At 66.1% G+C, this 13,026-nt stretch carries 12 protein-coding genes; 2 read left to right on the plus strand and 10 right to left on the minus strand.

The genetic code is table 11. The features are described from left to right. The first annotated feature begins 2 nt into the window (after nt 1-2). Complete coding sequence (locus AWC31_RS05730) at nt 3-1,286, plus strand: cytochrome P450 (RefSeq protein ID WP_085143358.1); 1,284 nt, start codon at nt 3-5, stop codon at nt 1,284-1,286. On the opposite strand, the gene AWC31_RS05735 is transcribed toward AWC31_RS05730, so the two are convergent. The 8 genes from AWC31_RS05735 to AWC31_RS05770 form a co-directional block, all read right to left on the minus strand. Then, the gene (locus tag AWC31_RS05735) at nt 1,267-2,499 is read right to left on the minus strand and encodes an NAD(P)/FAD-dependent oxidoreductase (protein WP_085143359.1); all 1,233 of its coding nucleotides are present in this window, start codon (nt 2,497-2,499) and stop codon (nt 1,267-1,269) included. The genes AWC31_RS05730 and AWC31_RS05735 overlap by 20 nt on opposite strands. Further along, nucleotides 2,496-3,881 carry an NAD(P)/FAD-dependent oxidoreductase gene (locus AWC31_RS05740; protein ID WP_085143360.1) on the minus strand — a complete coding sequence of 462 codons (1,386 nt, stop codon included), beginning with the start codon at nt 3,879-3,881 and terminating at the stop codon, nt 2,496-2,498. Before AWC31_RS05740 ends, AWC31_RS05735 begins: the two co-directional genes overlap by 4 nt. Next, the gene (locus AWC31_RS05745; protein WP_085143361.1) at nt 3,881-5,302 is read right to left on the minus strand and encodes an FGGY family carbohydrate kinase; all 1,422 of its coding nucleotides are present in this window, start codon (nt 5,300-5,302) and stop codon (nt 3,881-3,883) included. Before AWC31_RS05745 ends, AWC31_RS05740 begins: the two co-directional genes overlap by 1 nt. Continuing rightward, a complete protein-coding gene (locus AWC31_RS05750; protein WP_085143362.1) occupies nt 5,299-6,810 on the minus strand; it encodes an amino acid permease in 1,512 nt (503 codons plus the stop codon). Before AWC31_RS05750 ends, AWC31_RS05745 begins: the two co-directional genes overlap by 4 nt. An 84-nt stretch (nt 6,811-6,894) precedes the next feature. Beyond that, a complete protein-coding gene (locus tag AWC31_RS05755) occupies nt 6,895-7,671 on the minus strand; it encodes a DeoR/GlpR family DNA-binding transcription regulator (protein WP_085143363.1) in 777 nt (258 codons plus the stop codon). 84 nt (nt 7,672-7,755) lie between these two features. Then, nucleotides 7,756-9,183, minus strand: coding sequence for an aldehyde dehydrogenase family protein (locus AWC31_RS05760; protein ID WP_085143364.1), 1,428 nt, complete (start codon nt 9,181-9,183; stop codon nt 7,756-7,758). Beyond that, nucleotides 9,180-9,983: a mycofactocin-coupled SDR family oxidoreductase gene (locus AWC31_RS05765; RefSeq protein ID WP_085143365.1), complete on the minus strand. Its 804-nt coding sequence runs from the start codon at nt 9,981-9,983 to the stop codon at nt 9,180-9,182. The genes AWC31_RS05760 and AWC31_RS05765 overlap by 4 nt, the downstream gene beginning before the upstream one ends. After that, nucleotides 9,980-10,810: a mycofactocin-coupled SDR family oxidoreductase gene (locus tag AWC31_RS05770; RefSeq protein WP_067850527.1), complete on the minus strand. Its 831-nt coding sequence runs from the start codon at nt 10,808-10,810 to the stop codon at nt 9,980-9,982. Before AWC31_RS05770 ends, AWC31_RS05765 begins: the two co-directional genes overlap by 4 nt. A 94-nt stretch (nt 10,811-10,904) precedes the next feature. On the opposite strand from AWC31_RS05770, the gene AWC31_RS05775 reads away from it, so the two are divergent. Further along, on the plus strand, nt 10,905-11,465 hold the full coding sequence (locus AWC31_RS05775; RefSeq protein WP_085143366.1) for a TetR/AcrR family transcriptional regulator: 561 nt from the start codon (nt 10,905-10,907) through the stop codon (nt 11,463-11,465). Here AWC31_RS05775 and AWC31_RS05780 read toward each other — a convergent pair. Together AWC31_RS05780 and AWC31_RS05785 are read right to left on the minus strand one after the other, a co-directional pair. Next, nucleotides 11,447-12,232 carry an alpha/beta fold hydrolase gene (locus AWC31_RS05780; protein ID WP_085143367.1) on the minus strand — a complete coding sequence of 262 codons (786 nt, stop codon included), beginning with the start codon at nt 12,230-12,232 and terminating at the stop codon, nt 11,447-11,449. The genes AWC31_RS05775 and AWC31_RS05780 overlap by 19 nt on opposite strands. 20 nt (nt 12,233-12,252) lie before the next feature. Next, the gene (locus AWC31_RS05785; RefSeq protein WP_085143448.1) at nt 12,253-12,987 is read right to left on the minus strand and encodes a class I SAM-dependent methyltransferase; all 735 of its coding nucleotides are present in this window, start codon (nt 12,985-12,987) and stop codon (nt 12,253-12,255) included. Between the last annotated feature and the right edge of the window lie 39 nt (nt 12,988-13,026).

The following is a 13,026-nucleotide window of genomic DNA, read 5'->3' on the forward strand; positions in this document are numbered from 1 at the left end:
GCATGACCGATCTGGCGTCTGTGGATTACTTCTCCGACCCGGCGATCACACAGGACCCGTACGAGTACTTCGACTACCTGCGAAGCCAGGGGCCGGTTTTCGCCGAGCCGCACCACGGCGTCGTCGCCGTAACCGGCTATCAGGAGGTCATGGCGGCGTTCAAGGACACCGATTCGTTCTCCGCGGTCAACGCGATCGGTGGACCGTTCCCGCCGCTGCCGTTCGAGCCCGAGGGCGATGACATCACCGCGCAGATCGAGGCGCATCGTCACGAGTTCCCGATCTTCGAACACATGGTCGTCATGGATCCGCCCGAACACGAGCGGGCGCGGTCTCTGCTGAGCAGGCTGCTGACGCCGCGCCGGCTCAAAGAGAACGAGGACTACATGTGGCAGCTGGCCGATCGCCAGCTCGACGAGTTCATCGCCAACGGCAGGTGTGAGTTCCTCAGCGAGTACGCCAAGCCTTTTGCGACCCTGGCGATCACCGATCTGCTCGGCGTCCCGGAGGAGGACCGCGCGGAGTTCCGCCGCGCGCTCGGCGCGGAGAAGCCCGCAGGAAACCGGGTAGGTGCGCTTGACGGGGAGCCGGTGGGACTCAACCCACTTCAGTATCTGGACGACAAGTTCAGCGGTTACATCGCCGAGCGGCGGCGCGAGCCCAGAAACGACGTCCTCGGTGGGATGGCCTCGGCGACGTACCCCGATGGATCGACCCCCGAACTGCTCGAGGTCGTGCGCCCGGCCACGTTCCTGTTCGCGGCGGGCCAGGAAACCGTCACCAAGCTGCTCAGCGCAGCGGTCCAGACGCTGGGCGATCGCCCCGAGTATCAACAGCTGCTACGCGACAAGCCTGAGCTGATACCGGCGTTCATCGAAGAGGCGCTGCGGACGCAGAGCCCCACCAAGGTCGACTTCCGGCTCGCGCGCAAGACCACGACGCTCGGCGGCGTGCATATCAAGGCCGGCACGGTCCTGATGCTGTGCCTCGGCGCCGCCAACCGCGATCCGCGAAAGTTCCCCGAGCCGAACGAGTTCGACATCGGACGCCCGAATGTGCGCGAACACATCGCGTTCGGGCGCGGCATCCACACGTGTGCCGGCGCGCCACTCGCACGTGTGGAAGGGGTGATCACCGTGCATCGCCTGTTGGACCGCATGCGCGACATCACGATCAGTGAGGACGCACATGGACCGGCGGGCAAACGTCACTACGCATACGAGCCTACGTTCCTACTGCGCGGCCTGACCGAACTCCACATCGAATTTACCGCAGTGACAGGGTGATCGGGCCACCGTACCGATCGGCGCCGTCGAGGATGCTCGACGGCACGCGGAATACCCGCCCCGGGGAGGCCGGCCACGGCAGCGTCTTTCGCCCGACGACCCTGCCATCTTGCCGTGCGACGACTCGCGGTACCCGAACCAGGGTATCGGTCCACAGCAGCAGGCGGTGGCGCGCAGGCGCCGGATCCCCGGGTCGGAGGAGATTCGGCGCGACCCAGCGCAGCGGCGGTGCGGCTTCGACGCGGACGGATTCCGTGGGCGACTGCGCTCCCGCAAGGTAGCGGTGCACCTGCGCGGCGACGTGCCGCCCGTCGAGGGCCGCGATGTCTGCGGTATCGACGGGGTGCAGCAGGTTACCGATGGCGAACACTCCGTCGCGGCTGGTGCGTAGTGCGGTGTCGACCACGGGGCCGAGCGTGCACGGGTCCATGTCGAGCCCGGCTGACCGCGCCAGCTCGTGGTCCGGGATCCAGTCGCCCGTGAAAACGACGGTGTCGCAGTCGATCACTCGGCGCTGACCGGTTGCGATGTGTTCGACCTCCACGCCCTGTACGGTCGGCTTGCCGATGATGCGGGTCACGCGGGCGCGGGTCGCGACATCCACACCGAGCAGCGGGCTGCGCCCGGCGATGTTGAACACCGCGTACGACTCGGGTGACGGCTGTTCCGTCGTCATGAGAACCGTGCGGCACCCCGCATGCTTGAGGGTCAGTACGGCCGAGTAGCTGACCAACTCGGCACCGACGACCACGGCGCGGCTGCCGACCTTGCGATGCCGCAGGTGGACGGTGTTCTGCAGGTGGCCGGTGGTGTAGACGCCCGACGGTCGGTCGCCGGGGACCATGCGGGCCGGGCGGGGGCGTTCCCGTGCACCGGTGGCGAGGATGACGGCCCGGGCATGCACGCGTTCGCGGCCCTGTGGAGAGGTGATCTCCAATGATCTCGGGCCTGCCCAGCCGGTGACCATGGCGCTGGTGCGGATCGTCGCCCCGGCGGCGACTGCATTGTGTACCAGTCGGCTGGCATAGGCCGGACCGCTGATGAAGGTCTTCATATCGCGCATCCCATACCCGGGATGATCGCTGTGGCGCGGGATACCGCCCGCGGCGATCTCTCTTTCGAGCACAACCACATTCAGCGACGGTCCGAGGTTGGCGGCAGCGGTCAGACCGGCAGGCCCGCCTCCGACGATGGCGACGTCGTACGTGGTCATCGGGCAGTCACCTGCTCGCGCTCGAATACCGACTGGACTTCGGCTCCGCAGAAGAATGCCTGGCAGCGGCCGTTCATGACCCGGGTACGCCGCCGTAGGCCGTCGAGAGTTGCCGGTGGTATGACGGACTGGCACGCGTCACGCAACTCTCCCTCGGTGACGCGCTCGCAGAAGCACACGATGCGGCCGTAAGCCGGGTCGGCCGTGATCATCTCGGCTTGCTGGTACGGCCTGGGGAACGCCTCCCCAAGATTGGGCATGCTGGGTGGTTCGGGTAGCCGAGTGCGTGGCGTGAGGGTGAGCCCGGCCGAAACCAGCTGATCGCGTGCGTATTCCGCGATGGCCATGCCCGCGGTCAGGCCGGTCGAGCGAATCCCGCCGACCAGCAGGTAGTTCTGTGCCGGATCGGCTTCGATCAGATAGTCGCCGTGGTCGATCGCGGCCCGCAACCCCGCGTATGTGGCAGTGACCTCCTCGTCGAGCAACTTCGGCATGAGCTTGCGGCCCTTCTCCAACAGGAACTCGAACCCGCTCTCCGACGTACCGGTGGCCGTACGGTCGGTGAGATCCTCTGAGGTGGGGCCCAGCATGACGTTGCCGTAGATGGTCGGGCTGACGAGAACCCCTTTACCGCGTGACGTGGGTACCGGCAGCACGATCTTGTCCACCAGAGGCCGAGCCAGCTTGTCGTAGACGATGAGCTCACCCCGGCGTGGGGTAACGGTGAACCGCGTGTAGCCGAACAGTCCGTCGATGTAGTCGGCGCCGAGTCCGGCAGCGTTGACGACCCAGCGGGTGCGCACTTCTCCGCCCGTCGTGTGCAGGGTGGTGCCCTGACTGTGGCGTTCCATGCGTTGCACGCGGTGGCCGCGCAGCAGCGCGGCCCCGCGGTTGACCGCGTCGGTGGCCAACGCGAGGTTGACCGTCCATGTGCAGATGATCGATTCGTCGGGCACGGTCAGCCCGCCGAGTGCACCGGGACCGAGATGGGGCAGGACCGCGTAAACCGCGTCGGCGCCGACGATCTCGCACCGGTGGTAACCGTTCGCCTCGGCCTTGTCCTTGAGGCCGGGTAGGGCATCGAGTTGCTCGTCGTCCCAGGCCACCAGGATCGCGCCGGTGTGCTCGATCGGAATTCCGGTGTGCTTGGCGTACTCGGACAGCAGTTCGGAGCCGCGGCTGACCATCTTCGATTCGAGCGTCCCCGGTTTGGCGTCGAACCCGGTGTGCAGGATGGCGGTGTTGGCCTTACTGGTGCCGTCCCCCACGTCATCGCGGGCCTCCAGCAACGCGACCGACAGCTCGTGCCCGGACAGTTCACGCGCGATCGCTGATCCGACAATGCCTGCGCCGATGACCACAGCGTCGTAGTCGGTGTTCATCAAATCTCCTGGTCGTAGGTCGTTGCAGCCAGTTCGCGCCAGGCCGAGCGGAATTCGCCGGCGCGGTCGGGGCGCCAATGCGGTTCATAGGTCGCCGACGGGATCCAGTCGGCGACGACATCGCGTACCGACTGGTCGGGTTGCAGGCTCAGCCGGGCCAACGCAGCCGCGCCGAGCGCGGTCGCGTGCGGCGATGGGTAGACGTCCACGGGCAGTTGCAGGATGTCGGCACATGCCTGCATCAGCACCTTGGATTGCGTGAGTCCGCCGTCGACGCGCAGCCGGTGCAGCGGTGGCGCGTCGGCATCGATCGCCGAGATCAATTCGGCGACCTGGGCCGCGATGCCTTGCAGCACCGCCAGGACGATGTGTCCGCGCTCGGTGGACAGCGTCATGCCCGAGATCGTCGCGGTGGCTTGGGACTTCCACCAGGGCGCGGCCAGCCCGGCCAGCGCGGGGACGCACAGTACGCCGGCGTTGTCCGGCGCGGCGACGACGTCGATCTCCGATGCTCCGGCGACGATTCCCATTGAGCTGAGCCACTTCACCGCGGAGGCGGCGGTGTAGACCTGACCGTCGATGCAGTACGAATCCGCGTCACCGACGCGCCAAGCCACCGAGGAGGTGAGGCCGGACGTCGACCGCACCGGCGTGTCACCGGTGTTACTCAGCAGGAATGCCCCCGTCCCGAAGGTGCATTTGGCCATGCCCGGCTCGAAACACGCCTCGGCGAGCAGTGCGGCCTGTTGATCGACTACCACCCCGCCGACTGGAATCTCGCCGTCGAAAACCGTTGTGGTACCGATGACCTCGTCATTGTCGACGATCCGGGGCAGGCGCTCGTAACCGAGACCGAATACTGCCAGAAGCTCGGGGCTCCAGGTGCGTTCCCCGAGTTCGGCGACTAGGGAACGGCTGGCGGTGGTCGCGTCGGTGACAAACTCTCCGGTGAGTTGGTGCAGCAGCCAGGTATCCGAGGTCGTGACCACCCCAGCACTTTCGAGGTTGGCCCGCAGCCACGCCATCTTTGGCGCCGAGAAGTACGGGTCGAGTACCAAACCTGTCTTGGCCGAGAGCATCTCGCTGTGCTGGCTTAGGCTCGCGCACAGCTTCTCGGCGCGGCGGTCCTGCCACACGATCGCCGCGGTGAGCGGACGGCCCGTGTCTGGTTCCCATGCGAGCACCGTCTCGCCTTGATTGGCCAGTGACACCGCCTCGACCGGACGATCGGCCTGGGCCAGCGCGGCGCGGCCGGCGCCAAGCACGGACTCCAGCAGTTCTGCGGGGTCCTGCTCGACGCCGCCGCCGTCGACATAACGCGGATATACGGGCCGTTCGGCGACGCCGACGATGCCATCCACGGGGTCGACCACGATGGCTTTGGTGCCCGAGGTGCCCTGGTCGATGGCGAGTACCGTCATCGCACGGCATCCTCGGCACGGTCGGCTGCGTGGTCGAGTTCGGCGTCGATCGAGGACATTTGGGGCATCTTCAACCCGTCCCGCCCACGGGTGAGCAGCAGATAGGTGAGGTAGACCGCGCCGATGGCGACCATGACCGCCGCATACAGCCAAGGATCCCGGAACGAGGCGTCGCGGAACAGCGACAACTCGAACACCAACCAGGCCACCGCCACGACGAGGACCGGTAGCTCCCAGCGGCCCAGGCTGAATCCGCTGCTGGCGGGCAGCCGGCGTCGCGTGGCGATGTAGAGCACGACGGTGATGGCGTAGATGATGGCGGGCAGCAGGGTGGCCGCCGAGAACAGCTTGAACAAGGCATCGGTGCTGGTCGAGAAGAGGCCGAGGATCACGGCCGAGATGACCGTCATGACAACCGTCGCATTGAGTGGGGTGCCGAAGCGTGGCGAGACCTTGTGCAGCACTTGCCATCCCGGGAAGCGTCGGTCGCGTGACATGGCCCAGACCAGCCGCACTCCGCTCATGAGGATCACCAGCCCGCACGCGAAGATCGCGATGGCCACCAGGATCAGCAGCGCGGTACCGACGAACGAGCCGAGGATGTCGCGGATCACGTCGGCGATCGGGGTGCCCGACTGCGCCAGCGCGGTGGGGTCGTTCACCGCGGCCGTCACGACGAGCAGGAACAGGAAACCCAGCACGCCCGAGGCGAGCACAGCCTGCCACATAGCGCGCGGCACAACGATTTCAGGCCGCTTCGTTTCCTCGGCGAGGTTCGCGGCGGATTCGAATCCGACGATCGTGAAGGCTCCGAGCAGGAAACCGAGCATCCAGGGGCCGGCCGAGGTCGCGGTGCCGAGGTCCCAGTACCCTTCTGCGGGGACGTCGCCCCGCGAGAACAGGTTTCCGACCGAGAGTTTATGAGCGATCACGCCAACGACGAACAACAGCACCACGAGCGCGATCATGCCGATCAGTTCCGCGGTCACCGCGAAGTTGTTGACCCGTTCGGTCCATTTGGTGGAAAGCCCGACGAGCAGCGCCTGCAGCACCAACACCCCGGCGGTGATCAAGAAGCCGGTTGCCGGCGTGCCGGTGAAGTCGAACAGCGCGGGCACCACGGTCGAGGCCACGGTGTAGTCGACCGCGACCACGACGATTGCGAGGAATGTGAACGAGACCCAGCCGGTGATCCAACCGAGGATCGGATTGGCCAGCCGCGACACCCATTGGTAGGCGTAACCGGTCACGGGGATGCGGGCGGCCAGCGATCCGAGCAGCAACGCCACGGCGAGCTGGCCGACGATCACGATGGGCCAGGTCCAGATGCCCAGCGGGCCGGAAGTGTTCAGCACGCTGCCGTAGGTGGTGAATATTCCGGTGGCAATGGAGACGAAGGCGAACGCCACCGCAAACGACGCGAACCGTCCGGTCGCGCGTTCGAGGGTGTCTGTGTAGCCGTATGCGGCCACGCTTTCGGACCCGGATGGTGTGGAAGAATGTGTCATCGATCGGGCTTTCTGACTGGAATTGACTGTTTCGGGAAAGCAGCTCGGTCCGCGGGCGGCGCTGCAACGCCGCCCGCACCCGTATCAGGCGCTCGGGCGCGCCGAGAGCACCACACCTCCCGTCTCTTCGATGGCCGCTGCAACGGCCGGGTCGGAGTTCTGGTCGGTGATCAACCCATCCACGTCGCTGAACGCGCACACGCGGTAGGGCGCCACCTGACCAAGCTTCGACGAGTCGGCCAGGATGTAGCTGCGCGCGCTGTTGGCGATGATCGTGCGGCGCACGTCTATCTCGTCCAGATGGAAATCGGTGAGGCCGGTGTGCGCCGCGACGCCACCGGACCCGAGCAGTGCGATGTCTGCGTAGACGTCGGCGAATAAGGCCTTGGTGTGGGCATTTGAGCAGGCCAGATCGCCTGCGCGCACGCGGCCGCCAGCTACCAGCACTGTGACACCCGGCCGATCGGCGAGCTCGACCGCAGCCGGCAAAGACGGAGTGATGACGGTGCCGGTGAAGGAACGAGGAATGGCCTGTGCGACCGCGACGGCCGTCGTCCCGATGTCGATGACGACGGTCTGCCCGTTCTTGAGCAAGCCCGCGGCAACGCGGGCGATCTGCGCCTTGGCCTGGTGCCGGATGATCGTGCGCTCGGTATACGAAGGCTCGATCACGAGCCGCTCGGCGACCGCCGCGGCGCCGCCGTGGACGCGCCTGAGTGCGCCGCGCTCTTCGAGAAGTGCCAGGTCGCGACGCACGGTTTCTGCCGACACCCCAAGGCGGCGGACCAGTTCATCAGTGCTGATGGCCTGTGCTGTGCCAACCGCCTCGACGATGGCCTCATGCCGCTCAACCGGCAGCACGCGTGACCGCCGGTGTGGGTTTTTGACCGAGCATGACGGTAATTGTGTGGTGTTGCCTAGCTCACGTCAACCGGAGCGGGTGAATCAACGCATGGCGATCCTGATGTTCTTCACCTGACGGAACTCGTTGAGCCCCTCGACGCCGCCCGTTCGGCCAGAGCCGCTCTGCTTGTACCCGCCGTACGGGCCCTGCGGCGAGATATCACTGAACTGGTTGATCCACACCGAACCCGCTTCGAGCCTGCGAGCAACGCGGTGCGCCCGGCCCAGATCGGTCGTCTGCACGAAAGCGTTGAGGCCGTAGCGGGTGGTGTTGGCGATCTGCACGGCTTCCTGCTCATCGCGAAACCGCATCACCGAGACCACGGGGCCGAACGTCTCCTCCTGAGCGAGCGTCGAAGCGTTGTCCACCCCGCCGAACACCGTCGGCTCGATGTAGTAGCCGTCGGCGAGATCACCGCCGATCCGGTTGCCGCCCAACAGCAATTGGCCGGTCCCATTCGAAACCGCCGTTTCGATGGTGTCGAGGATTCGGTCCGCCGCGGCTTGGCTGATCACCGGTCCGAAGGTGGTCGCGGGGTCCATCGGGTCGCCGACTCTGGCGCCCGCGACCACGCCTACGAACTTGTCCACGAACGCGTCGTATACCGCTTCCTGCACCAGGATTCGGCTCGCGCACGCGCAGCTTTGGCCGGACTGCATGAGCGGGCCCTGGTGTGCGGACAGCGTCGCCGCCAGGTCGAGGTCGGCGTCGTCGAAGATGATGTTGGCCGATTTGCCGCCGAGTTCGGTGACCACCGGAGTCAGGTTCGCGGCGGCGGCGGCCAAGACCTTGCGCGCGGTCGCGCCGCCGCCTGTGAAGGCGATCTTGCCGATGCCGGGATGCCGTACCAGGGCGTCGCCGCCCTCGGCATCGGCAGGCGCGACGCTGACCAGGCCCGTGGGCAACCCGGCCCGGTCGCACAACTCGCCGAACCGCAGTGCGGCGAACGGCGCGAGCTCGGACGGTTTGAGGATTACGGCGTTGCCTGCCGCGAGCGCCGGCGCGACACAGGATGCCGCGACCGCGAGTGCGCCGTTCCACGGGGTGATCACGCCGATGATGCCGTACGGTTCGCGCTCGATGAGGTTGACGTCGAACGATCCGTTGACCGGGGTGCTGACGCCGTGCGGTTTGTCGGCGTATCCGGCGAAATGGCGTAAGAACCGCTCGAGCAGTAACGCGGTGCCCGCGAACGAGATCGGTACTCCGTAATCGAACACGTTGAGCCGCGCGAGCTCGTCGAGGTGGTCGTGCACGATGTCGGCGAGGTCGATCATCAGGTCGCGCCGCCGGTCGACAGTCATCGAGATCCACTCACGTTGTGCGGCACGGGCAGCTTCGACGGCTCGGTCGATCTCGGCGGCACCGGCGAGGGTCACGGTCCCGTTCGGCTTTCCGGTCGCCGGATAGATGTGCTCGAAGATCACTTTTCCCACTCCGAGGTCGCTCGCCGCGCCTGGTCTCGTCATCGGATCGTCACGCCCGCATCGACTTTGAATTCCAGCCCGGTGACATAGCGCGATTCGTCGGATACCAGGAACAGCACCGCATTGCTGATGTCGATCGCCTCGGCCATCACGATGGGTATCGCGTTTCCGAACACGGGCGCGAGATCGGGTCGCTGTTCGGCGATCAGTGTGTGTAGCGAGGCGGGACGCATACCGGTCTCGACACCGGTCGGATGGACGGTGTTGACCCGGACATGCTGGGCGGCAAGCTCGTTGGCGAGTGCGCGGCTCATTCCGACCACGCCGTGCTTGGATGCCGTGTAGGGCGTGTGTAGCGGTGTGCCCTTGATGCCCGCGGCCGAGCTGATGTTGACGAGGCTGCCGCCACCCTCGATGAGATGGGGCAGCGCCGCCGCGCATGTGTTCCAGGTCCCGATCAGGTTGACATCAACCACCGTTCGCCACTGCTCGGCGGTGGTGGTGTCCCAGGTCCCTGCGGTCAGCACCCCGGCGTTGGCCACCGCGGCGTCCAGCCCGCCGAGTCGTGCGACACCGTCGTCGACGGCGGCAGCCAGTGCCGCCCCGTCGCGCACGTCGACCACGTGCGTAACAGCTTGGCGGCCCTGCTTTTCGACGAGCCGTGCGGTTTCGTCGAGATCCTCGCGCGATGAGAGCGGGTACTCGATCTCGTTGAGGGATCGGCAGATGTCGACCAGGATCAGGTCGGCGCCTTCTTCGGCGAGGCGGACGGCGTGACTGCGGCCCATACCGCGTGCTGCGCCGGTGATCAGCACGCGCTTGCCCGCTACCCGGCCCGTCATAGTTTGTTGCAGAATCCGGCGTCGACGGGGAATGTCACCCCGGTGACGTACTTGGCGGCATCGGAGACCAGGTAGGCGATCGCGGCGCTGATGTCCTCCGGTTCCAGCAGTGAGACCGGCATCGGGTTCTGTAGATGTGGGCCGCCGTCGGGATAGTTCTCCAAGAACGCCGTCATGGCCGGGTTGACCGCCATCATGGTGTTGACCGCGGTCGGATGCACGGTGTTTACCCGAATGCTATGAGGAGCAAGCGCATTGGCGAGTGTGCGCATCAATCCGACGATGCCGTGTTTGGATGCGGCGTAGCCCAGGCCACCGCCTTGCAGGCCGCCGAAACCGCGCAGGCCGGCGGTGGAACTCGTGAACACGATCGCGCCGCCGCGGCCGCCGGCGATCAGATGGGGGATCGCTGCCTTGGCGGTGTGGAATGACCCGACCAGATTGACGTCGAGCACGTCGGTCCACATCTCGAGGTCTTCTTCGATCGTGAGCTCGCGGAACGCCATCGTCGCGATCCCGGCGTTCGCGCACACGATGTCCAGGCCGCCGAACTGCTCGACCCCGGCATCGAGCGCGGCTTTCAGTTGGTGGAAGTCACGGACGTCGGCGACCGAGCCGACCATCTTGCCGCCCGCCGCCTCGACAAGGGCGACCGTCTCGTCGAGTTCGGCGCGTTTGGCCATCGGGTAGCCGTTCGACGCGATGTCAGCGCAGATGTCCACGCCGATGATCGCGGCACCCTCGCCGGCCAGCCGGATTGCATGGCTGCGGCCCTGGCCGCGGGCCACCCCGGTGATGAAAGCGACCTTGCCGTCCAATTGCCCCATTGATCCTCGCTTCGTTGCGCACCGGGAATGTCAGTAACTGAGTTACTACGGTACGGTAACGGGGTTATCTACCGACGGCAAGGGTGTTCTCGAAGTGGCCAATGAGCGCGACCGGATCCTCGACATCGTCGTGGAGATCCTCGAATCCGACGGCTATGACGCCGTGCAGTTGCGTGAGGTCGCACGCCGGTCCAAGACCTCGCTCGCCACGATCTACAAGCGCTATTCGACCCGTGACGAACTGATCCTTGCTGCGCTGGACAGCTGGATGGAGAAGAACCGCTACTCGGGCCTGGCCGGCCAGCCGCATCCGGCCGACGAATCGCTGTATGACGGCATGATGCGCATGTTTCGCACCATCTTCGAACCCTGGGAGAAGCATCCCGGCATGCTGATGGCGTATTTCAGGTCGCGGTCCGCGCCGGGTGGCGAACGTCTGGTGCGGCGTGGTCTCGACGCCGTGGTGCCTGCCGCGATGGAGATTCTGACCGGCGTCGAAGACGTGTTCATCGCCGACCTCGACACGATCCTGTCGAGTCTCGTGTTCGGCTTGACCGGGCGCTTCGCCGCGGGCGAGATCGAGGTGACCGACATCCTGCCCAGCCTCGATCGCACCATGCGGTGGCTGACCGCTGGTTATGAAGCGTCGCGCTGACCGATCTGCGTGTCGATGAAGTCGATGATCGCGGCGGCGACCTCACGGTGCACCGACTCGTTGAGGATGTCGTGGCGGTAGCCGTGAAACTCCTTGAACTGCAACGGCTCTATCTGCTCGGCATACGCGCGGACGGCGCCGGCCGGTGCGATGACATCGGCCGAACCGTGCACGGCCAGCGTCGGTACCGTCAGTTTCGGCAACTCAGTGCCGAACCGGTCCCAGCCGCGGTCCAGCTCGCGGGTCAGCGGTGCGCCGTCAGCGTCGACGAACGCAAGCGGATCGTTCTCCAAGGAATCCAGATAGAACGGATCACTCGACAGCGCGGTCGGATGTAGCTCGAAAGACGTGTCCGCGTCGAGCATTTCCGGAATCGGGACGAGCGGCGCGCCGGATATGACTCCGGCGCGGTATTTGTCGGGCTCACCCAACAGCCGAAACAGCGTGACGACCGAACCGAATGAATGCCCCTGTGCGATCAACGGCAATCCCGGGTGTTCTACTGCCGCGAGTTCGGTGAGCGAGTCGGCCAGCGAGGAGCTGTCCTCGATCGTGCCGAAATCCCCGCGCCTGCCGGGGCTCAGCCCGTGGCCGAACTGGTCGACCGCCCACAAGTCGATGCCCGCCGCGTTCAGAGTGAAGCCGTAGCGGTGGTACACGCCGGTGTGTTCACCGAACCCGTGCAGGAAGATCACCGCGGCTCGCGGTTCGGCGGCCGCCCAGTGCCGGTAGTAAGCCCGTCCGCGTTCGTGCTCGATGAAAGGCATGACAACAGTCTGATCGATCCTCAACGCGGTGTGCAGACAACCGCGATGGCGTCGTTCTCGGCATCGACACCGGCCGAGCCGATCCGCTGCTCCAACCGATCCCGTAGTTGGACGCGGTCGTGCGCCGGCAAGGTGAGGACGTTGGAGTACGTACCCACCATGTTCACCCACTCGGTGGCGTCATAGTGCAGGTGCTCGACGATGCGCCGCAGTTCCACAGCGAACCCGCACTCTTCGATGAGTGCGGTGACCTCGGGCGTACGGTCGGCGTCCACGGCGGGCCGCTCGGCTGGATCGAGAAACCCTGCGTACACCTCATCGAGATCGGCGCGGCTCGGCGTCATCGGCGTGACCCGATTCCACATCAGCGCCAGGTGCCCACCTGGCCTCAGCAGCGTCGCGACCTTGTGAAGGGCGCGCCGTGGTTCCACCCAATGGAATGACGACGCGAACACCACGAGATCGAAGTGTCTTCCGCGCGGGTCCCAATCCTCGAAGGTCGCCTGCTCGACGGTCACGCCTTTGACCACTGCGACCTGCGCCATCCGCGGATCGGGTTCGACCGCAAGGACTTCTGCGCCGGCCGCCCTCAGCTGTTCGGATGCGATACCCGTGCCCGCTCCGACGTCGAGTGCCGACGTGCGGTCGCCGGTCACCAGGCTCGTAATGAGAGACCTGGGATAGCGGGGGCGATAACGGTCGTAGTCGTCGGCGGCAGCTCCGAAGGAATCGGCACGACGACGGTTCGTATAGATGGAAAGCGGGTCCGGCATGTCCCGATCATGCCTGCGCGA

Source organism: Mycolicibacterium wolinskyi (assembly GCF_002101965.1).
Lineage (GTDB): Bacteria > Actinomycetota > Actinomycetes > Mycobacteriales > Mycobacteriaceae > Mycobacterium > Mycobacterium wolinskyi.